The organism is Pseudoalteromonas sp. JC28, from assembly GCF_013319255.1.
Classification (GTDB): Bacteria; Pseudomonadota; Gammaproteobacteria; order Enterobacterales; family Alteromonadaceae; genus Pseudoalteromonas.
On the sequence record NZ_QOKX01000008.1, the window covers coordinates 49345 to 70867 of the forward strand.

The 21523-nt window shown below is 42.3% G+C and carries 24 protein-coding genes and 1 riboswitch; of the genes, 20 read left to right on the forward strand and 4 right to left on the reverse strand.

The window, feature by feature from the left end; genetic code table 11:
• The first annotated feature begins 12 nt into the window (after positions 1 to 12).
• From astA to DS891_RS18100, 13 genes are all read left to right on the forward strand, one after another.
• Positions 13 to 1026 carry an arginine N-succinyltransferase gene (astA, locus tag DS891_RS18040; RefSeq protein ID WP_010607072.1) on the forward strand — a complete coding sequence of 338 codons (1014 nt, stop codon included), beginning with the start codon at positions 13 to 15 and terminating at the stop codon, positions 1024 to 1026.
• A 15-nt stretch (positions 1027 to 1041) separates the two neighbouring features.
• A complete protein-coding gene (gene astD, locus DS891_RS18045; protein WP_069020533.1) occupies positions 1042 to 2514 on the forward strand; it encodes a succinylglutamate-semialdehyde dehydrogenase in 1473 nt (490 codons plus the stop codon).
• 152 nt (positions 2515 to 2666) lie between these two features.
• Positions 2667 to 3002: a DUF3802 family protein gene (locus DS891_RS18050; RefSeq protein WP_029215895.1), complete on the forward strand. Its 336-nt coding sequence runs from the start codon at positions 2667 to 2669 to the stop codon at positions 3000 to 3002.
• A 103-nt stretch (positions 3003 to 3105) separates the two neighbouring features.
• The gene (locus tag DS891_RS18055) at positions 3106 to 3519 is read left to right on the forward strand and encodes an OsmC family protein (protein ID WP_174170538.1); all 414 of its coding nucleotides are present in this window, start codon (positions 3106 to 3108) and stop codon (positions 3517 to 3519) included.
• An 85-nt stretch (positions 3520 to 3604) separates the two neighbouring features.
• Complete coding sequence (speD, locus tag DS891_RS18060) at positions 3605 to 4414, forward strand: adenosylmethionine decarboxylase (protein ID WP_095726638.1); 810 nt, start codon at positions 3605 to 3607, stop codon at positions 4412 to 4414.
• A gap of 258 nt (positions 4415 to 4672) precedes the next feature.
• Positions 4673 to 7027: a hypothetical protein gene (locus DS891_RS18065; protein ID WP_174170539.1), complete on the forward strand. Its 2355-nt coding sequence runs from the start codon at positions 4673 to 4675 to the stop codon at positions 7025 to 7027.
• Between the two features lie 10 nt (positions 7028 to 7037).
• Positions 7038 to 7721 carry an AHH domain-containing protein gene (locus DS891_RS18070; RefSeq protein WP_174170540.1) on the forward strand — a complete coding sequence of 228 codons (684 nt, stop codon included), beginning with the start codon at positions 7038 to 7040 and terminating at the stop codon, positions 7719 to 7721.
• Between the two features lies 1 nt (position 7722).
• The gene (locus DS891_RS18075; protein WP_174170541.1) at positions 7723 to 8358 is read left to right on the forward strand and encodes a DUF1629 domain-containing protein; all 636 of its coding nucleotides are present in this window, start codon (positions 7723 to 7725) and stop codon (positions 8356 to 8358) included.
• Between the two features lie 47 nt (positions 8359 to 8405).
• Positions 8406 to 9041 carry a DUF1629 domain-containing protein gene (locus DS891_RS18080; RefSeq protein ID WP_174170542.1) on the forward strand — a complete coding sequence of 212 codons (636 nt, stop codon included), beginning with the start codon at positions 8406 to 8408 and terminating at the stop codon, positions 9039 to 9041.
• A gap of 63 nt (positions 9042 to 9104) precedes the next feature.
• A complete protein-coding gene (locus tag DS891_RS18085) occupies positions 9105 to 9737 on the forward strand; it encodes a hypothetical protein (protein ID WP_286122605.1) in 633 nt (210 codons plus the stop codon).
• 141 nt (positions 9738 to 9878) lie between these two features.
• Complete coding sequence (locus tag DS891_RS18090) at positions 9879 to 10493, forward strand: DUF1629 domain-containing protein (protein WP_174170543.1); 615 nt, start codon at positions 9879 to 9881, stop codon at positions 10491 to 10493.
• Positions 10494 to 10507: 14 nt separating this feature from the next.
• Positions 10508 to 11143 (forward strand): DUF1629 domain-containing protein, encoded by a 636-nt coding sequence (locus DS891_RS18095; RefSeq protein WP_174170544.1) that lies wholly within the window; start codon positions 10508 to 10510, stop codon positions 11141 to 11143.
• 47 nt (positions 11144 to 11190) lie between these two features.
• The gene (locus DS891_RS18100; protein WP_174170545.1) at positions 11191 to 11826 is read left to right on the forward strand and encodes a DUF1629 domain-containing protein; all 636 of its coding nucleotides are present in this window, start codon (positions 11191 to 11193) and stop codon (positions 11824 to 11826) included.
• Between the two features lie 68 nt (positions 11827 to 11894).
• Here DS891_RS18100 and DS891_RS18105 read toward each other — a convergent pair whose 3' ends face one another.
• The 3 genes from DS891_RS18105 to DS891_RS18115 form a co-directional block, all read right to left on the reverse strand.
• The gene (locus DS891_RS18105; protein WP_174170546.1) at positions 11895 to 12551 is read right to left on the reverse strand and encodes a hypothetical protein; all 657 of its coding nucleotides are present in this window, start codon (positions 12549 to 12551) and stop codon (positions 11895 to 11897) included.
• The gene (locus DS891_RS18110) at positions 12548 to 12829 is read right to left on the reverse strand and encodes a hypothetical protein (protein WP_254605947.1); all 282 of its coding nucleotides are present in this window, start codon (positions 12827 to 12829) and stop codon (positions 12548 to 12550) included. The genes DS891_RS18105 and DS891_RS18110 overlap by 4 nt, the downstream gene beginning before the upstream one ends.
• A 157-nt stretch (positions 12830 to 12986) precedes the next feature.
• Positions 12987 to 13337, reverse strand: coding sequence for a helix-turn-helix transcriptional regulator (locus DS891_RS18115; RefSeq protein ID WP_174170547.1), 351 nt, complete (start codon positions 13335 to 13337; stop codon positions 12987 to 12989).
• Positions 13338 to 13683: 346 nt separating this feature from the next.
• Between DS891_RS18115 and DS891_RS18120 the strand changes: the two genes are divergently transcribed.
• Positions 13684 to 13917 carry a hypothetical protein gene (locus DS891_RS18120; protein WP_010607079.1) on the forward strand — a complete coding sequence of 78 codons (234 nt, stop codon included), beginning with the start codon at positions 13684 to 13686 and terminating at the stop codon, positions 13915 to 13917.
• Between the two features lie 125 nt (positions 13918 to 14042).
• Here the strand turns inward: DS891_RS18120 and DS891_RS18125 are convergent, their stop codons facing one another.
• Positions 14043 to 16121 carry a TonB-dependent receptor gene (locus DS891_RS18125; protein WP_174170548.1) on the reverse strand — a complete coding sequence of 693 codons (2079 nt, stop codon included), beginning with the start codon at positions 16119 to 16121 and terminating at the stop codon, positions 14043 to 14045.
• Positions 16122 to 16232: 111 nt separating this feature from the next.
• Here DS891_RS18125 and DS891_RS18130 point away from each other — a divergent pair, with 111 nt between their 5' ends.
• The 6 genes from DS891_RS18130 (at position 16233) to DS891_RS18155 (ending at position 21500) form a co-directional block, all read left to right on the forward strand.
• Positions 16233 to 16640 (forward strand): thioesterase family protein, encoded by a 408-nt coding sequence (locus DS891_RS18130; protein ID WP_010607081.1) that lies wholly within the window; start codon positions 16233 to 16235, stop codon positions 16638 to 16640.
• 104 nt (positions 16641 to 16744) lie between these two features.
• On the forward strand, positions 16745 to 17164 hold the full coding sequence (locus tag DS891_RS18135; RefSeq protein WP_010607082.1) for an META domain-containing protein: 420 nt from the start codon (positions 16745 to 16747) through the stop codon (positions 17162 to 17164).
• Between the two features lie 68 nt (positions 17165 to 17232).
• Positions 17233 to 17363: riboswitch (TPP riboswitch) on the forward strand.
• Between the two features lie 118 nt (positions 17364 to 17481).
• Positions 17482 to 19434 (forward strand): phosphomethylpyrimidine synthase ThiC, encoded by a 1953-nt coding sequence (thiC, locus tag DS891_RS18140; RefSeq protein ID WP_010607083.1) that lies wholly within the window; start codon positions 17482 to 17484, stop codon positions 19432 to 19434.
• Between the two features lie 58 nt (positions 19435 to 19492).
• Complete coding sequence (locus tag DS891_RS18145) at positions 19493 to 20506, forward strand: FAD-dependent oxidoreductase (RefSeq protein ID WP_174170549.1); 1014 nt, start codon at positions 19493 to 19495, stop codon at positions 20504 to 20506.
• Positions 20503 to 20700 carry a sulfur carrier protein ThiS gene (gene thiS, locus DS891_RS18150; protein WP_010368823.1) on the forward strand — a complete coding sequence of 66 codons (198 nt, stop codon included), beginning with the start codon at positions 20503 to 20505 and terminating at the stop codon, positions 20698 to 20700. Before DS891_RS18145 ends, thiS begins: the two co-directional genes overlap by 4 nt.
• A gap of 2 nt (positions 20701 to 20702) precedes the next feature.
• Complete coding sequence (locus DS891_RS18155) at positions 20703 to 21500, forward strand: thiazole synthase (protein WP_102057619.1); 798 nt, start codon at positions 20703 to 20705, stop codon at positions 21498 to 21500.
• Positions 21501 to 21523: the final 23 nt, after the last annotated feature.

Below are 21523 nucleotides of genomic sequence, written 5' to 3' on the forward strand. Positions count from 1 at the left end.
GTAAGCGGGCTCATGATGATCCTTCGCCCAATCCAAGAAAGCGATTATCCAGCGCTTTTAAACATTGCTCACGAATCAGGCCACGGTTTTACCTCTTTGCCTGTTAACGAAGAGCTATTACAGAAGAAGATTGCACGCTCTGTTGCTTCATTTGGCAAGCAAGCAGACAAGCCTTTTGATGAAGGCTATTTATTTGTATTAGAAGATACTGAAACAGGCGAGGTGGTTGGTACCAGCGGTATCGAAGCAGCGGTTGGTTTAGATGATGCGTTTTATCATTATCACCTAAGCAAAGTGATCCACTCTTCACGCACACTCGATGTTTATAAAGCAGTGGATATTTTAACGCTATGTAATGACTACACTGGCGCGACGGAATTATGCACCCTGTTTTTGAAAGATGGCTATCGCAAAGGCGCAAACGGCAAACTGCTATCTCGCTCTCGCTTTATGTTTATTAACCAACATCGTGCTCGTTTTGCTGAAACCGTTATCGCGGAAATGCGTGGTGTTTCTAACGAGCAAGGCGAAAGCCCGTTCTGGCAATGGCTTGAAGAGCATTTCTTCTCGATGGATTTCCCGACAGCGGATTATCTAACGGGTATCGGCCAAAAGGTCTTTATTGCTGAATTAATGCCAAAGTACCCAATCTACGTAAACCTGCTTAGTAAAGAAGCACAAGCGGTGATTGGTGAAGTTCACGACAATACGCGTCCTGCTATTGAGCTACTAAAAAGCGAAGGTTTCACATTTAATGGTTATGTTGATATCTTCGACGCGGGTCCAACGGTAGAAGCAAAAGTGGGGAATATCCGCACGGTTCGCAATAGTGAAACTCGTACTGTGAAAATAGGCGAAAGCAACGGTGGATTCCCTGTTATGGTCGCAAATGGTAAACTTGTTGATTATCGCGCGACAGTAATTGAGTTAGCCCTGACTGATGGCAATGAAGTAACGCTTGCTCCACATGTTGCCGCGGCGCTAAAAGTTGAAGAAGGCGATCAAGTAAGCCTAGTAAAGATTTAAGATTGGGAACAGATTATGACAACACATGCAGCACAACTAATAAATGGTGAGTGGATTGCAGGACAAGGCGCAAGCTTTAGCTCTGTAAACCCAGCAAACAACGACGTTATTTGGAGCGCAAACGCAGCTACTGCTGAGCAAGTTGACGGCGCGGTAAAAGCGGCTCGTGAAGCTTTCTATTCATGGAGCGACATGAGCTTTGAAGCGCGTCTAGAAATTGTTAAGCGTTTCGCTGAAGTACTAAAAGAAAATAGCGAAGAGCTGGCTATTGCAATTGCTAAAGAAACGGGTAAGCCACTTTGGGAAACTCGTACAGAAGCGGGTGCTATGGTAGGTAAAATCGCGATTTCTGAGAAAGCCTATCAAGAGCGTACAGGTGTTGTTGAAAATCCAATGCCAGTTGGCCGTGCCGTGATCCGTCACAAGGCACATGGTGTAGTTGCTGTATTTGGCCCATATAACTTCCCTGGTCACTTACCTAATGGCCACATCGTACCTGCGCTACTTGCTGGTAACACGGTTATCTTTAAGCCATCTGAACTAACGCCATATGTTGCTGAGCTAACGCTTAAATACTGGCAACAAGCGGGTCTTCCTGCTGGCGTGATTAACCTAGTTCAGGGTGAAGTTGAAACAGGTAAAGCACTTGCGTCACACGCGGGTATTGACGGCTTATTCTTTACTGGTTCTTCTCGTACGGGTCACTTGCTACATGAGCAATATGCAGGTCAACCAGGTAAGATCTTAGCGCTTGAAATGGGTGGCAATAACCCGCTTATCGTAAAAGACGTAGCGGATACCAAAGCGGCAGTACACGACATTATTCAATCTGCGTTTATCTCAAGTGGTCAACGTTGTACTTGTGCTCGTAAACTATTCCTTCCTGCGGGTGAACAAGGTGACACAATCCTTGAGCAACTGATCAAAGCAACTAAAGCGATTAAAGTGGGTAACTTTGACGATGCAGATCAACCGTTCATGGGCTCAATGATCTCAAATGCAGCAGCCGCTGGCATGGTAAAAGCACAGCAACAGCTTGTTGAGCTTGGTGGTCAGTCGCTTATCGAGCTGACGCACACAGAAGGCACAGGCTTTGTGACGCCAGGTATCATCGAATGTACTAACATTGCAGATTTCCCTGATGAAGAGCACTTTGGTCCGCTGTTAAAAATATTCCGTTACACAGACTTTGACGCTGCTATTGAAAAAGCGAACGAGACAAGCTTTGGCTTATCAGCAGGTCTGCTTGGCGACAACGAAGCTGATTACGACCGTTTCTTACGTCGTATTCGCGCAGGTATCGTAAACTGGAACCGCCCAATCACTGGCGCTTCAAGTGCAGCTCCGTTTGGTGGTATCGGTGCATCAGGTAACCACCGTGCAAGTGCATACTACGCGGCAGATTACTGTGCATACCCAGTGGCTTCTGTGGAACTAGAAAAGGTAACTTTACCTTCTAGCTTGAGCCCAGGTTTATCTTTGGATTAAAATGCCAATATTGAGGTTTACTCAATAAAAATTGATTAGAAAAGCAGCTTCGGCTGCTTTTTTGTGTCTAGTTGACTACAAAAGTAGCAATCGAAAAAACTTTCTGCTTAAATCAATAGGAGATGTCTTTGATAGGTTCGGGTGAGCAAAGTATGGTTTTAGATAAACAAGGGTACGATGATTTAGTCATGTATTTGACGCAAAACTTAGCCTTGTTTGAGAAGTCTGGGACGGTTGAACCAGGGGCTCCAACAGTCATGGAATTAATCGAAGATGTGATCGCTGAAAACGTTATCCGTATATGCGAGCAGCACACTGAGTTATCTACAGAGCAGCGCAGCATGATCGTGCGTGAGGTAGATGGCATTGTGTACGACTTACAAGAAGTGCTATCAAGTGTTGTTGATAGACGTGTCACCGTAGAACAAAAAGAGTTTATCGAAGAATTCGCAGGTTTGGTCAAAAACCTGTTTGATTCTGCTGTATAGCTTGGCACAATCACTATCGACAGTGTAGAAAACACACTTAGAGGCAATTCTAGGTTTAAGATACACCGCCATTTGGCGGTGTTATGCTTTATAGAGGATAACTATGTTAGCTAGCGTAAAATGGGTTGAAGGAGATACCTTTATCGGTCGCTCTGCGTCGGGACATAATGTGGTATTTGATGCCGGTTCTGATAGTGCCGCGCCAAGTCCAATGGAGATGGTATTAATGTCAGCGGGATGTTGTTCGTCAGTCGATGTAGTCAGCATTCTACAAAAGGCGCGTCAGGATGTTAGCGACGTGGAAGTAAAATTAACCGCAGAGCGCGCAGAAAGCGCACCTCGGGTTTTTACCAAGATCAATTTACACTTTGTGGTGAAAGGGCGTAATGTCTCTGAAAAACACCTAGAAAGAGCCGTAAGTTTATCCGCTGAAAAGTATTGTTCAGTGGCATTAATGCTTGAAAAAGCAGTAGAAATTACGCATAGCCATGAAGTGGTTGAAATTGACGAAAAATAACGCTTTTTCATAGCGCTATTTTCGTATAAAATCCGCGAACTTTTGTTTCTGCAGCGCAGATTTTTTGTATTAAGGTGGGTCTATCGTGAACAAGCCCTTTGATAAAATTAAACTCCATGGCTTTAACAACTTAACTAAGAGTTTAAGCTTTAGCATTTACGATATTTGCTACGCCAAGACCGAGCAGCAACGTAAAGAATATCTAGAATATATCGATGAGCAGTACAGTGCCGATCGTTTGACGGATATTCTAAAAGACGTAACGGATATTATCGGTGCAAACGTACTGAATATCGCGCGTCAAGATTATGAACCACAAGGGGCGAGTGTGACGATCTTAGTATCAGAAGAGCCTGTTGAACAGCAGACTTTTGATAGTAATGAAGCACCAGGACCATTGCCTGATTCAGTGGTAGCACATTTAGATAAGAGTCACATCTGTGTTCATACTTATCCTGAAGCGCACCCACATGATGGCATCTGTACTTTTAGAGCAGATATCGAAGTTTCAACGTGTGGCATTATTTCGCCACTTAAAGCGCTTAACTTCTTAATTCACTCTTTAGAGTCAGATGTGGTGACGATTGATTATCGTGTTCGTGGATTTACTCGTGACGTTAATGGTGTAAAACACTATATCGACCACGCAATTCACTCGATCCAGAATTACATGACGGAAGATACTAAAGACGCATACCACATGGTAGACGTAAACGTGTATCAAGAGAACCTATTCCACACTAAGATGATGCTTAAGGAAACAGACCTAAATGCATATCTATTTGGAATTAGTACTGATGATTTAGACGCAGACGAAGAGGAAGAAATTCGTCTTAAGCTGAATCGTGAAATTCAGGAAGTGTTCTACGGTCGCAATTTACCAGAAACTGAATAATCAGCGGTAAATTGAGGAATTAAAAAAGGCGCGCAAGCGCCTTTTTTAATGTCTGAGATTTGTAAGATATTCAGCCTACATTTAATTTAAATGTGGACAATATTTGCTCGCTATCAATAGCGGCTAAAGCATCTAATCGGTGGGCTTATTCGGTAGGCAATAGTGCAGGCTGAAACCAGCTGAAAGAAGACATTAATTATCCGAGGCTCAGATTAGGTACTAACCTCTCATTTCATAACGCTATTAAAGGACTAAAAAATGGCATTTGATGATCTCATCTCGCGCTTAGGTGATAATCAGGAAAGCACCAGTAATAGCACTGAGCATGAAGCGTCAAGTGAAGTACAACTTCTTGCTGCAACAGCGATGTCCTCCATTCAAAGACGAAAGCTTCCTATTGAAATCATGCATGTGCTTCATGGTCGTATTTGGAGCATCATTCCGTTTAGACAAGCATCGCTTTTTAGATATCACTCTCAGGCTCAATTTTGGATACTTGCAAGCAAGCGCTGGCAGCGAGTAAATTATTCTAGCTTTAGTCGCCACAGTGGTGAGCGATATGCCTTTGTGCCATATCAATCACTTGATGTAAAAGATAAACTGACAAGCTATGGGGGAGGAAATCGCAGTGCGCAAGATTTTAATAGCTTGGTGCAAGCAGATATGCCTCGAGGACTTAGCCAAGCTGAAATTAATCGCGCCTTACTTGGTGGCAGTAAAGCAATAAAATCTGAAGTGGTACTCGAGCCAACAGTTTTTATTTCTAATCCAAATAACAATTCCAAAGTGGAACTAAAACGCTCCCAACAAGTTTATATGCGTTTTAGCGATCACATGTTTCGTGCTGGAGATACCGTAGAGTCCGTCGCTAACCAATATGCGGGTAGGCCCGATCCTAAGCTGATTTATGGTTACAACGACCATGTCAATCGCAACAATCCTCCAAAGGCTGGTGACCGTTTACGGGTACCGAGTGGTTGGGATACTAAAGTGGGAGGCTCGGTAAGTAATGCCCGCGCAGTAAGGTTGCAGTGGCAAGGTCCAAGCAAGGGAAGCGCAGTGCTTGATGTACCAAAACTACCACCAGATCAATTACACTTTTGGGACACTCGACTTAAACTCGATCCCGGCGTTTATGTTCTTACCGCGAGCGCAGGTTCAGCCAATCATAGTATTGACGTTGAAGTACTCGGTGTTAAGTCAAGTGCCGCATGGATAAAAGTGAGGGCGTATTACGATGATGAATGGCAGACCGCGCTTCCCCTTGAACAAGTCAATATTCATTTAGGTAATACACTTATCCACGGAAAACTTAAACTCAATTCAAGTGGTGATAAAAGCACAGATGCAAATGCACTTGAACGAGCAGAGTCAACGGCAAATGAGGCTGGAGTTGTGGTAAAAAGCGACTTACCACAAGAGGGGCAAGTCACTGTAGAAGTTGCTCGTAACGAAGCGCTAGAAGCGGAAATCAACAACCTCAAATCATCATTACACATGCAGCTTGATGGTGCATATCGAGATACCGTATCGAATATGAGTGGGTTTCAATCTGATTGGGACGAATATGGTTTTGCTGCAATTGCAATTAATGGCGCGCAAGGTGCGTATCAAGGTGGAAGTAAGTGGCTTGAAGACCAAGCAGATTTGTTCGAAGCACAAACATGGATTGACTTAGGAAAAGCCATTAAGTCCGTCGCAGGTAGCGCATATGATACCACCGCAGATTATGCTAGCGAGCGCTTTGAGCAATTGCGACAAAGTGCCAATGAAATGTCTAATTGGATTGAAGAGGATGCCAGTGAAGACTTGCTCAGTTGGAACTGGTATCAAGCCAATACACAGCGAGCATTAGATGCAGCCGAACAGGCTTATCGCGATGTACATCATGATACTACTCAGTACCTTAACGACGCTGCAGACGCAATTAAAAATACAAGCCATTATGCAAATGCGTTGTACACGCACCGCCATGCAATTACCAACTTACTTGATGATATCGCGAAAGGAGAGGTCGCCAAAGTACAACAATTTGTTGATACCACTTTAGTTGATATTGACCCTGAATTAGCCGCTAGCATAAAAAACACTCCTGACTTCTATTTAGTGTTGGCGCTCATAGACGATCATGATAGTGCACTAACTTATGTTGCTTACGCTTCACTCTTTATGGAAGCTGTGCCTCCTAATTTTTATGCATACATTGGCGGAAAAGGCGGCGCTTATGTCGCGATAGAGGTTTGTTTGTTACTAGCAACGTCATTACTTACATTAGGAGCGGGTACAGCCGCAAGAGTAACAGCACTTGCTGCCAAGTTATCAGCCAACGGTGCCAGAGCCGCAAGTACATCAGTAAAAGTTAAAAAAGCACAAGCGGCAATCAGCGCTTTTATCCGTACGCTTGAAGACTTTAACGACAGCACTACAACCTTAAAAAACTTAGGGAAAAAGCTTACAACCGCGCGTTCAAGTGGGTTGCTACTTAAAGGCAAAACCAACTCGACGCTAACTGCGAAAAAACAAACAACAAAACGACAGACACGATGCCGCTTATGTGGCAAAACAGATCACACAACACCACGAAGTCTACGCGGCATCGTTCATTATGAATAAGGAGTGATTCATGAGTGAAGAAATTGAAGAACAAATTGAAGGGATGGTTGATAAGGACAAAAAATATCGAGATAGGCTGATCGCCAATATCAAACACAAGAAGGATCATCCGTTCCATAATGGTATTCATATGGCGGCTCATCATCTGATTTCGAAAGAGGCTGTCAATGTCGCTCAGTTAGGGAGCTTACTAATTCATAGAGGTTACAACATAAATTTAGTTGAAAACTTGGTCTTTTTACCCAGCACCTTACAAGGTGCTTGTCAGCTGAGAGTGCAATTGCATCGTGGCGATCACACATATGCTCTGCCTAAACAAGAGGCTTATCACGATCAAGTTGCTTCAGGTATAAACAAAATAAAATCAGATCTAAAAAAATGCACACCTCGAACTCAAAAAGATACAAGTGAAATTCAAAATATCTTGGATCTTGAAAGTAAGGCTATATTAAAAAAAGTCGCAGAGTTCAGAGTCCCATTAAGCTCGGTTTTTAGAAACTTTAAGCCTTCAAGCAAAATAGGTTGTTCTAATAATAATGAAATTGATGAGTGCGAAGAACAGGTAACGCGTTGTAACCATGAGAGGAAGCATGTAGGTCAGATAAATTATTTATACCCATATGGTAATATTCGTAAGGTTCCTCAAGAAATCAAATATGAGAAATCTTACTATAAACTTAAAGTAGGGAATTAATGTGGCTAAAAATTATAATGAAGAATACTATTTAATTTTAAAGGATTTTAATGATTATACCTTGTATCCGATGGCATTAGAAAAGTCAGCGGATAGAGACTTTGAATTTGAGCGATTAACTTGGGGGCAAGAGCCGCTTTTCTTTGAAAATAGCTACAAACAAGAAGATATCAAAAGAAATATCAAAAGGCCTATCCCAACCGTTATGCTAAACATGGTGACTCCTATAATTAGTAGCCAAATTAGAGAGCGGCTAAAATTTTTTAATTTTGTCGGGATGCAACTATATCCAGCTGTATACATTGACGATGGTGATAACTATCACGAAGACTTTTGGTGCATGAACTTTTGGCAAGAGCTGGATTGTTGGGATAGAGAAAAGTCTAAAACGGAGAAAGCGACGAAAGAAGAATTGGCAGATCCATACTTTATGTCGAGAATTGACGTTTATAAATACCACTTAGATAGTGAAGTATTGGATAAAATCCCAGAAGAAGATCGCTTGATATTTAAACAAGCTGGTGGTCTTAAGTATGTCTTTGTCCATCAAAAAATTGCGGATATCTTTTTTGAGGAGAAGGCGACAGGCGTTAACTTAGTCAAAGTATCCGACTTTGAAGAAGGGATGCAGTTTTAGTTTGCCAACTAGTTAGGAGACTACTTTACATAAAGGTTGGAAGTGCAATGACAAGAGATTTTAACGACCAATATTACATCATTTTAAAAAATTATAGCGAAGTAACATTGCACCTTACTGCTTTGCAAAAGTCGGCGGATAGAGATTATGAGTTTGAACAGTTAGTTTGGGGGAAAGAACCGCTATTTTTCGAAAATGCGTATAGAGATAAAGATAATGCGAATGGAGTTATACGTCCTATCCCCAGTGTTTTACTAGACGCTACGATCCCTATCGTTAGCTCAAAAATTAGAGAACGGTTAAAGCTCTTTAATTTTGTTGGGATGCAGCTATATCCTGCTGTGTACATTGACGATGGTGATAACTATCACGAAGACTTTTGGTGCATGAATTTTTGGCAAGAGCTTGACTGCTGGGATCGAGCAAAGTCAAAAATAGAAAAATTCACTGCAGAGGAGATGTTAGAGCCTGACTATTTAAAAGGTTGCGATATATATAAATACCATATAGATAGTGAAGTCTTGGATAAAACCCCAGAGGAAGAGCGTTTGATATTTAAACAAGCTGGCGGTCTGAAATATGTCTTTGTCCATCAAAAAATTGCGGATATCTTTTTTGAGGAGAAGGCGACAGGCGTTAATTTAGTCAAAGTATCCGACTTTGAAGAAGGGATGCAGTTTTAAAGCTTTATAATTAAATTCTCATGTTATAATTTTTTCGTTGTATATTACAAAAAAGGAAGTTTAGTGAACTACAATGCGGCTTATTTTATAATTATTCCCAGATTTAATGAATTGGCAATGTACTTAAAACCGTTGAAGAAAACAGCGAGAAGGAATTTTGACTTTGAGAGGTTGGAATGGGGAGAAGAGCCTTTGTTTTTTGAAAATGCTTTTAAGGATGAGTATCAAAATTTAGGCCGTTGTTGCGTATTACCTGATGTATCATTTTATGCGACTATCCCGATTTTAAACGATAGTATAAGAAACAAACTAAAATTCTATAACTTTAGTAATGTTCAGTTATACCCTACGGTTTTTATTGATGACAATAATACCTACCATGAAAATCTTTGGTGTATGAATTTTTGGGAAGAGTTGGACTGCTTGGATAGAGAAAAGTCCAAATTTTCAAAGCGAGCGATGGAAAAACTAAAATTAGATCCTCTAGCTGACGGTTTGTCGACCTACAAGTACAGCCTTGATAGTGATGTATTAGATAAAATTCCAGAAGAAGAGCGGCTGATTTTTAAAATGGGGCCCGATGATATGGGTTATGTCTTTGTCCATCAAAAAATTGCGGATATCTTTTTTGAGGAGAAGGCGACTGGCGTTAACTTAGTCAAAGTATCCGACTTTGAAGAAGGGATGCAGTTTTAGCTTTATAGCATTAGCTGGATGCATCGAATTGTGACGTAAGTGATAGAGAGCATAGTAGTGAAATACATTCAAAGCTAGCAGTGGAAAATGTGTAAAAACTATCGAGATTGCAACGGTAAAATGTAATTTAAGGGCAAGGGAATGAGCGGGTTCAATGAAGTTTACTACGTTGCTTGTGGTAATAGCTATGAAGAGCAAATGAGATTATCGATTAATAAAAAGTCTGATGGCTATTTTTTTTATGGTGAAATAGCCAAAGAAGGAGAGCCTATATTCTTTGAGCCTAGCTTTCAAGAGCGAAATAAAAAGCTGGGTATTGCTTCAGTAAAAACAGACGTAATGTTCGACGGGCCGAGCTTTGTTGTTAACAACAATATAAAAAAAGAGTTGGATAAATATGATTTGCACGGTATTCAGCTATGTCCTGCTATAGTTATTGAATCAACAGGGTGGGATGAAGGATACTGGTATTTAAATATTTATCAGTATCTTGATTGTTGGGATAAAGATAAATCGATCACTCGACCTCTAAAAGCTGGAAGAGATATTGAAGATACGAAAGTACTAAAATATCACCTTGATAAAAGTGTACTAAATAAAATCCCAGAAAATAATCGTATGATATTTAAGATGGGTGGGGGTTTTTATAGCCATATATTTATACATGAAAAACTTGTCACCTACTTCTTGAAAAATAATATTACAGGAATACGCTTTTTTAAAGTATCTGACTTTGAAGAAGGGATGCAAATCTAGAACTATAAAATTAAATGTCAAAAAATTACAATGAAGAATACTATATACTTCTCACGGATTACAATGAAAATACATTGTATACAATGCCGCTAGAGCGAAGTGCGACTCGTCACTTTGGTATTAAAAAGCTTAATTGGGGAGATGATCCTCTTTTTTTTGAGAACTTTTACAAGGAAAGGGATGCTTTAAATAATTTTACACGTCCAATTTTGGACGTATTTTTTGATGCTACAGTACCTATTATAAACTCAAAAATAAGAGATAAGTTAAAGTTTTTATATCTAAAAGATATGCAACTTTATCCTGCTGTTTTTATTAATGATGAAGGAGCTTATATAGAAGACTATTGGTATATGAACTTTTGGCAAGAACTTGACTGTTGGGATCGGGAAAAGTCAAAGATAGAAACATTCACAGCAGAAGAAATGTTAGATCCAGATTATTTAGAGGACTGTGAGATATATAAATATCATTTAGACAGTGAAGTGTTAGACAACATCCCAGAAGAAGAACGTTTGATCTTTAAACAAGCTGGTGGTGTAAAGTATATTTTTGTTCATCAAACGGTTGCAGATATCTTTTTTGAGGAGAAGGCGACAGGCGTTAACTTAGTCAAAGTATCCGACTTTGAAGAAGGGATGCAGTTTTAGTTTGCCAACTAGTTAGGAGCCTACTTTACATAAAGGTTGGAAGTGCAATGACAAGAGATTTTAACGACCAATATTACATCATTTTAAAAAATTATTGCGAAGTAACATTGCACCTTACTGCTTTGCAAAAGTCGGCGGATAGAGATTATGAGTTTGAACAGTTAGTTTGGGGGAAAGAACCGCTATTTTTCGAAAATGCGTATAGAGATAAAGATAATGCGAATGGAGTTATACGTCCTATCCCCAGTGTTTTACTAGACGCTACGATCCCTATCGTTAGCTCAAAAATTAGAGAACGGTTAAAGCTCTTTAATTTTGTCGGGATGCAGCTATATCCAGCTGTTTACATTGACGATGGTGGTAACTATCACGAAGATTATTGGTGCATGAACTTTTGGCAAGAACTGGATTGTTGGGATAGAGAAAAGTCTAAAACAGAGAAAGCGACGAAAGAAGAATTAGCAGATCCATACTTTATGTCGAGAATCGACGTTTATAAATACCACTTAGATAGTGAAGTATTGGATAAAATCCCAGAGGAAGAGCGTTTGATATTTAAACAAGCTGGTGGTCTGAAGTATGTCTTTGTCCATCAAAAAATTGCGGATATCTTTTTTGAGGAGAAGGCGACTGGCGTTAACTTAGTCAAAGTGTCCGATTTTGAAGAAGGGATGCAGTTTTAGCCTTACACCTGAGTAGAATAAAAAATAAAACCCGCGGGAGCGGGCTTTATTTTTTACAAGCTATTGCCCTATTTGGGTTCGCTTTCTAATTCCTCATCTGGCGTATCAGGGCGCTGTCGTTCGACAAAAATGGTAGCTAGTATGGTGGTGACTACGCAGGAGAGTAAAATCGACTTTAGGATTTCGTAGTTATAGTATATTAAGCCCCAGCTCCAGAATTGTTTGGCAAAGCTTTCATCTACGCCGAAATGTTCTAAATTACGAATAATATTTTCACCGAAGGCCGCGAGGTCAACTAGAATAAACGCAAAGTAAATGCCATATAGGATAGGGTCTGCATGAGTCATATATATGGAACGCCAATTATTTGAACTAGTATGCTTGATATAGCGTAAAGACAAGCTAACGCGATATTTAAGAAATAACAGGGTCACGAAGTCTACAATAAAATGGCTCCCAAAAATAAAACCATTTCCTTGATACGCAGGTAACCCTGAGGCACTTAATTCCAAGATATACTTGATTAAAACATATTCAACGGCTGTAATTGCAAGGAGCGCCACTGATATATGTTGCAAATTCACTAACTGACGAGAGAGACATGTCAAAACAACCAAAAGTACCATTGTGTGAATTTGGTAGGCAAAATCAGTATAATAATGAATAGCTGCAAATGCAGCTGTCATTAAGATCACCAATAGAAAAAAGTACCAAGAGTTTTTCATTTATTTCCCTTTAGTAATGGACTAGTTGTAATTCCGCGAGATGAGGGCTTATCGAGCTTTGGATCATCTAATTTATCTCCATGACTTCCACCAGTCACTTGATTGATCGAATTTATATTCAGTGATAACTTTCTACTTGGCGCTGCCGAGTCACTTTCGAGTTTTGGATCTTTTACTTTTGGCCCAAGCGATCCACCAGATACCCTGTTAGCTTGTTTTTGGGAAAGTGCTGTTAAAGTTACGAGTCGGTTAGCTATATTTTTTATAAAAAAGCGCATAATGACGTCCTTTCTAAGTTAAGTTTTGCGGTGTTTAGTTTCCACTCCACTTTACTCCTTAACAATAAAGTTGAAAACATTGTGTTGCAAATGGACCTTATTCGTAACTTTATTGTTTGCCATTGTGGTGAGGGGCAATGAAAGTGCGCGTCTTTCATTAGCTATTATCCTCGTTACTTGATTTGCTATTTCGTGGTGTTGGAGACTTGCGCCATAACTTGGCGTCGTCAATTTTGTCTCTTAAGGCAAGGATTTGTTCTCTAAGTGGATTAAGGTTGATGCCGCAGGCGTCGCACCATACTTCAAAATATTCGTAGGGAAATTTGCTGACGCCTTTTTCGTAGTTTTCGTAAGTGCCACGCTCCACGCCGACCAAGTTAGCCATTTCTTGCGTGGTTTTGCCAGCGACTTTGCGCATGCGGCGCAGGTCGTCTCCTGTAAAGCGCTTATCAAATTTCCCCACCAACTCAATCCTTTTTGCCTGTCGCACTCGCGTCACAAACAGCATTAGTCCCTATGTAGCCGGATGTATGCTATTTGTTTGTCTCTATTGTTCGCTTAACCAAGTTGCATTTTTGTATCTAAACCGTAAACGCGAGTCTATCGTAGAAATTTTCTTTTTCAAGCCTATTCAGTCGAAAAATGAACATTTTGTTGCATTTAATGAGTCTTCGCTCGATTTTTTAGGCGAAGCCTGAGATGAGTAACTCTTGAGTCAACGGAGGTGTTGCTATGATGGTGCTGGCGTTTTTAATTAATTTACAAATAAATTCAAAAAAATTTTCTTCGCGCAGATTTTTGCCCGAAGCTTTTGTTACTTTAGTGTGAAATAAAGTGACATGTTGGAGAGCAATATGGATTATCTACGCCAATATCATGACTTAACGATTTATTACGATGCCCTCAAGAAGGCGGCAAGGCAGGGTGACGAGGTGCCAGACACCACAACCAAATGGTTAGCACTGGTGGAAACAACCTTGTTTGAACTGCAAGAGCTTGCCCATATGGAAAAGGCTTACATGCAGAAGTCAAAAACGATGAATAATCTGGTTGAGTTGGTGTATTCCAGTGCCCCAAGCATGGAGTAACTAAAAGGGTAATTGCTTTTTGAGTTTTTGCGGTGAGGGGGAACGTTTTACTCTAATTTTACGTTCCCCCTTTTTTCTTTTTGTGCCCGTTTATCGCCTGATGTGTAGGCGATAAACGGGTCGTACTACAGTTCGTAAGTAAAACTTAGACCATAAACGCGCGGCTCGCCGTACTGTACATAGGTATTGTCTTGCCAGCCGTCTAGTGGATTATTACCAAACCTAAAGCCACGTACTACAATGTCTTCGTCTGCTAGGTTTCTACCCCAAGCCGTTAATGACCAGTTGTCGCCATAGTAACTAAGGCTTGCGTTGATCAGGTTATGATTGCGTGCTTGCTCGTTGTGACTGTCCGAGAGGTAATAGTTGTCTTTGCCTTCCACCCCCAATTCAACCACGAGGTTATCCATTAACTCGTAATTGACGGCAAACGAGTATTGATAATTTGGCGCTTGTGCTTGGTCACGACCATCAAGGTTTAGGCCACTGGCAGCCACAAAGTCTTCAATCTCGGTCTCTAAATAGCCTGCGCTATAGCTAAAACCAAGGCGGTCCGTGTATTGTAGGTTGCCTTCAACTTCTAGGCCGTAGTTACTGCCTTTACTGGCGTTGTCGATGTAGCCTGCAAATTGTTGGTTAGAAACTTGCCATTGCTTTAACTGGATATCATCGCGTTGCATATAAAACGCGGTAACACGCACAAGGTGACGTTTGTCTTCAGATTCACCTTTTACGCCAAACTCAGCGTTCCAAACATACTCAGGGTCAAAGTAATGGTGTTCGGCCGGAATGTTTAAACCTTCATCTTTGGCTTTTGCCAGTGCTTCGCCGTTTACACCGCCGACTTTGTAACCACGAGTAAGGCTGGTGTAGATCATCGTGCGCGGTACAACTTGATATTCAAGTGCAACTTTTCCGCCCCACATTACATCATCGGTTTCAATGGTAAAGCCGTTACTATCTAAATAGTCAGCGTCATATTGCTCCGCGCGAAGGCCACCGATAAGACGGGTTTTGTCAGATAGGTGATGTACGTATTGACCAAAAATCGCTCTACTTTCTACGGTGTATGCTGACGTAAATGGGTTCTCAAGCCAAGTGTAATGACGGGTCAAATCAACATCGTTACGCTTTGCAAAAACACCTACCACCCAGTCATTTTGCTTATCTTTGATTAAAAACTCTATATTGCCATTTTCATGGTTACGCTCGTAGGCATCGGTTGAGCTGTATCCTTCTGGGTGCAAGCCTGCTGCACATAGCGCTGGTTGAGCTGCGTCGTTACATACCCAATCTTCGTCGTAGCTATATAAAGTATCAGCATCTAGCCCAGATACTTTAAATTCGACATTGAATAAGTCTGAGCGAGTGTAAATTCCGCGTAGTGAAAACGCATCGGAGCTGAGGTTGTCTTGGCCCGGGGTATCAGCGACGCTGTTACGTGAATTATCTAGGGTAAAACCGTCGTACCCGTTTTCAGTATCAATATGGTGATAAGCGAACTCTAGTGCGAGGTTGTCGCTCACTTGAGAGTTAAGTTTCACTCTTGCTACTTGCTCGTCTTGTTGCTGAGTGGGTTTGTTTAGGTAGAGGTTATCTACGTAACCGTCAGACTCTCGCTGATAAAGGCTGACGCGCACTGCGGTGTCGTCGCTTAATCCAGTGCCAGCAGCAAGGCCTGCTTCATAGCTACCGTAATTGCCTGCACCTAATTTCACTTTTAATGATGGCGCTGTGGTGGCGGCTTGGGTATTTACTTCAACGATTCCAGCTAAAGCATCTGAACCGAATTTAGTGCCTTGAGGGCCGCGATACACTATCACTGACTCAGTATCAAAAAGCAGCGCACTTGCGCCTAATCCTGAATAATTAATACCGTCAATTAATAAGCCAACGCTGGGATAAATAGGATCAACAAACTGTGAACGTAAGCCGATACCACGGATTTGCATAAAGCGACCACGAGATGCACCTGCCGTAAAGTTAACGTTAGCGGTGGCACCTAGTATCTCATCTAAATATTGCGCACCACGTTTAGCGATAGTGAGTTCGTCCACCACCGAAGCGCTTGCACTTAATGTCTGGATAGTTTCATTCTGAAAATCGCCGGTGACGACAATGGTTTCTAGGTTATCGTCGGCAAGTACCTGATGAGAGAAAAATGGCAGCAGTGCCAAGGTGATCGTAGAGAGTTTTAACTTCATGCTTAATCTTTGTCCCATTTTTAATTGGGCACAGTTTAACAAAAGCCAGACCAGTTGACAGTGAAATTGTGTTATATGTTAGCCCGAAAATGTTAAACAAATAGGCCAGATATGAGTTTTAAAGTCGATTTTAAAGTCCGAGATTACGAGTGTGACTTACAGGGAATAGTTAATAACAGCGTGTATTTTAATTATTTAGAGCATGCAAGGCATGAGTTTTTACTGGCGAATAACGTTGATTTTGCAGCGCTTGCTGAGCAAAAAGTGAACTTAGTCGTTATTCGGAGCGAAATGAATTACAAAGACTCGTTACGCCCAGGTGATGAGTTTTATGTTGAAGTCGCACTCGAGCGTGAAAGCAGAGTAAAGTTCGCATTTAAGCAAAAAGTAATAAGAGCGCATGACGATAAGCTCATGCTAGATGCTGTGGTAACAGGGACTTCGGTGAATGAGCGCGGTAGACCGTTTTTACCAGACGCTATTACGCACTTATTTGAAGAGCAGCAATTTGTGAAATAGTTGGTGTTAAAATATTCAGGTAAGACAATTTTACAGAATTTTACTGCAATTTTTGTGTCTTGAAACGTTATAATAAACTCAGGGCATAAAATAGATGGTTTACCATGAAATTCATCAGCATAATCGGCGCAATAATGGCGCTAAGTGGATGTATATCGACAGGGAAGGTAGACACGGAAGCGCTTAAGTATTCCGCTTGGCAGTTACAGAGTATAAATGGTCAACATATTACGCAGTTACAATCAGACGCTGGACTTGGTGAAAAGCCTATTGATATTCGTTTTATCGACGCACTGCAGGTCAACGGTTTTGCGGGTTGTAATCGCTTTTTTGGCGAAGGCGAAATTGTCGAAGGGCAGCTAAAAGTTAAAAACTTAGGCATGACGCGTAAATACTGTGGTGAAGAAATCGCTCAGGTTGAATCACAGCTTATCAACCAATTACAAATTGGTGTCTTGCTTGAAGTAAATGCTAATAAGTTGACCTTGAAAGGAAAACCTCAGTTTAGTTTTATTAAACAATAAGCTGAAAATAAGAATTCCAGTGTCAGTGCTTGCGAGCTTTCGTGTTAGCAAGTAGACTGGCGCTAATTCGTTACTTGTCGGAGTGCCTTGAGTTTTTGCAGCAAATTTGTGTGCAGATATTCGGGCTGAGATCGCATTTTGCGGGATCCGTGGACCTGATCAGGTTAATGCCTGCGTAGGGAACAAGACAGCAAACGCGTTGCGTTTGTCTGTAGCAATAGTGGTTTATTGCTATCCACCTTACCCGAGGACTATCCTCGTCTCTCTCCTTTTGGAGATCTGACAAGACACCTTTGTATGAAAATAAGAGGAACGTCATGTCAAACAATAGTAGCAAGCTAAGTCGTCGTGAAGCGCGAGCAGCCGCGGCAGAATTTATCCATAACCTTAAAGGCCAACCTTTTCCAAACTCACATAAAGTTTATGTGGAGGGAGAACAAGCAGGCGTACGCGTTGGTATGCGTGAAATCACGCTAAGTGATTCGTTTGTTGGTGGCACCGAAGAAAATCCGGTATTTGAATCAAACGATCCCATTCGTGTTTATGATACTTCAGGTCCATACACAGATCCTGAAGTGCCGGTTGACGTTCGTGCTGGTCTTCCTAAATTTAGAGAGCAGTGGATAGTTGAGCGCGATGATACCGAAATGCTAGAGTCGGTGACGTCACAGTTTTCTCAGCAGCGTATGGCGGATGAAGGGCTTGACCATATTCGCTTTGAACATTTACCTAAAATTCGCCGTGCTAAGGCGGGTAAAAATGTCACGCAAATGCACTACGCCCGTCAAGGCATAGTGACGCCTGAAATGGAATATGTAGCGATCCGTGAAAATATGGGACGCGCTAAGTTGCGTGAAGAATTGCTCGCGCAGCAACACAAAGGCCAATCGTTTGGAGCCAGTATTCCTGAGTTTATTACGCCTGAATTTGTGCGTGATGAAATTGCCCGTGGTCGTGCTGTACTGCCAAACAATATTAATCACCCTGAGACCGAGCCGATGATCATCGGACGTAACTTCCTAGTAAAAGTTAACGCCAATATCGGTAACTCATCAGTGACTTCTTCTATCGAAGAAGAAGTGGAAAAAATGGTATGGTCGACCCGTTGGGGTGCAGATACCGTAATGGATCTGTCGACAGGGCGCTACATTCATGAAACCCGCGAGTGGGTGGTACGTAACTCTCCAGTGCCTATCGGTACGGTTCCAATCTATCAGGCACTAGAAAAAGTAAATGGTGTTGCTGAAGATCTAACGTGGGAGATCTTCCGCGATACCTTGATTGAGCAAGCTGAGCAAGGCGTGGATTACTTTACTATCCACGCGGGAGTACTACTGCGTTACGTGCCGATGACGGCAAAACGCGTGACCGGTATTGTGTCTCGCGGTGGTTCAATTATGGCGAAGTGGTGTTTAGCGCATCACAAAGAAAACTTCCTCTACACGCACTTTGAAGACATCTGTGAAATCTTAAAGCAATACGATGTTTGTTTCTCATTGGGTGATGGTTTGCGTCCGGGTTCTATTGCCGATGCCAATGACGAAGCGCAATTTAGCGAACTGCGTACCCTTGGTGAGTTGACTAAGCTTGCGTGGAAACACGATGTTCAGGTCTTTATTGAAGGCCCAGGACATGTGCCGATGCATATGATCAAAGAGAATATGGAAGAGCAGCTAAAGCACTGCGATGAAGCTCCATTTTACACGCTTGGTCCACTCACAACTGATATCGCTCCGGGTTATGATCACTTCACTTCAGGGATCGGTGCGGCGCAAATTGCGTGGTATGGCTGTGCGATGCTGTGCTACGTGACACCAAAAGAACATTTAGGCTTACCGAATAAAGAAGATGTAAAAGAAGGTTTGATCACCTACAAAATCGCGGCGCATGCAGCGGATCTGGCGAAAGGCCATCCGGGTGCTCAAGTTCGTGACAATGCGCTGTCTAAAGCACGCTTTGAGTTCCGCTGGCACGATCAGTTTAATCTCGGTCTAGATCCAGAGCGTGCTCGTGAATATCACGATGAGACCTTGCCGCAAGAATCGGGCAAAGTTGCTCACTTCTGCTCTATGTGTGGTCCTAAATTCTGCTCGATGAAGATCACTCAGGATGTGCGTGACTATGCGAAAGCGTTAGAAGCGCGAGGCATCGACCCTAATAATGTAGGCGAAGAGATCAGCATTAAAATGGTGGATGTTGAAGCTGAGATGAAAGCAAAATCGGAAGAGTTTAAGCAATCAGGCTCTGAGCTTTACCACAAAGCGATATAACCTATCCCATCATAGCCACCTTGATCCCCGTCGGGTGGCTAATTTTAGGAGTGTAGCTATGTCTACTCAAGCACGTGTTGCTATCTTGGGTTTTGGCTTAACTGGGCGCATTGCTGCATTGATGCTCGCTGAGCGTTATCAAATCAGCGTGTTTGAACAAGCAAAGCAAGGTAGGGAGAGCTCAGCAGGTAGTGTGGCGGCGGCCATGTTAGCGCCCTTGGCTGAGTCTGTGATATGCGATGAAGCGTTGGCGCTGCAAGGGCTGGAGTCCATGAAACTTTGGCCACAATTACTGGCGAAACTGGAAAGCCCGGTATTTTTCCAGCAGCAAGGCTCTCTTATTGTGGCACATGGTCAAGACCGTGGTGATTTAGTGAGTTTTCAGCAGCGCTTAAAACCGTTAAAAGATCATAGCGCGGAAGTGGTAAATGGTGCTCAGATCGCGCAATTGGAACCAGAGCTTGGCGGTGTCTTCCATCAAGGCTTGTATTTACCTTGCGAAGGCCAGCTTGATAATCAGGCGCTTTATCAAAGTAGTGCGGCAACATTGACGCAGCAAGGGGTAGAGATTAACTACGGTGTTCATTGTGATGAAGTGCAAAAGGCGAAGCTTAGTCAAGCGTATGACTGGGTAATTGATTGTCGCGGTCTTGGTGCGAAAGCCACGTGTAATGGGCTTCGTGGCGTGCGCGGCGAAGTGGCGAGAATTTATGCCCCAGAAGTGACCTTGACTCGACCTGTGCGCTTGATGCACCCAAGATACCCCATTTACATTGCGCCAAAGCCAGACCATCAGTTTGTTATTGGTGCGACGGAAATTGAGTCGCAAGATAATGGTGAGATAACGGTACGTTCTACACTCGAATTACTCTCTGCTGCTTATTCAGTTCATCGTGGGTTTGCCGAAGCGCGAGTATTGTCTTTATTAGCAGGGCTTAGACCTGCGTTTAAAGATAATCACCCCAAAATTGAACAACAAGGTAATGTGATCAGTATCAATGGTCTATACAGACACGGTTATTTGCTGGCACCGCTTATCGTGAAACAAGCACTATCTAAGGAGTTATTATGAAAGTCGAATTTAATGGCGAAACGATTAATATCAACCGCGAGCAAAATATTCAGGAATTTATTGAAGCCAGAGGTGCCAAACCGCCTTTTGCCGTCGCGCTTAATGGTACTTTTGTTTCCCGTACGGAGCTGCCAAGCGTGACATTGAGCGACGGTGATAAGATTGAGCTTTTATCGCCAATTCAAGGGGGATAAATATGCAGTCTTTGACTGATACTAAGCTCACTATTTATGGTGAACAATTTACTAGCCGCATGTTAATTGGCTCGGCACTTTATCCTTCTCCGGAGGTAATGCAGGCAGCCATCGCCACCTCGGGTGCTGAGATTGTTACTGTGTCGCTGAGACGCCAGCAAACTAAGCAGGCGGGTGATGACTTTTGGTCGCTTATCAAAGAGATGGGACTACGAGTCTTACCAAACACGGCAGGCTGTCACAGCGTAAAAGAAGCGGTGACCTTGGCGCAGATGTGCCGGGAAGTGTTTGCCACGGATTGGATTAAACTTGAACTCATTGGTGATGAATATAACTTACAGCCAGACCCAATTGCATTGCTCGAAGCCACCGAAATTTTGCTAAAAGACGGTTTTAAGGTATTGCCCTATTGTACTGATGATTTGGTGCTGTGTCAGCGTTTGGATGCGCTGGGATGCGAGGTTTTAATGCCTTGGGGCGCGCCAATTGGTACGGGAAAAGGGCTGTTAAATCCATATAACCTGCAAACCATTCGCACACGTTTACCCCATCAAACCTTGATTGTCGATGCGGGACTCGGTTTGCCGTCTCATGCTTGCCAAGCACTTGAGCTGGGTTATGATGCCGTATTATTAAATTCGGCAGTGGCAGGGGCGGGCTGTCCTATCACCATGGCAAAAGCGTTTGAAGCCAGCACGGTTGCAGGGCGTCTGTCTTATTTGGCAAAAGCAATGCCACAAAAAGAGGTGGCATCACCTTCTACGCCAACCTTAGGCATGCCTTTTTGGCACACAAACTAACTTGAATTGCGGATAACTATATA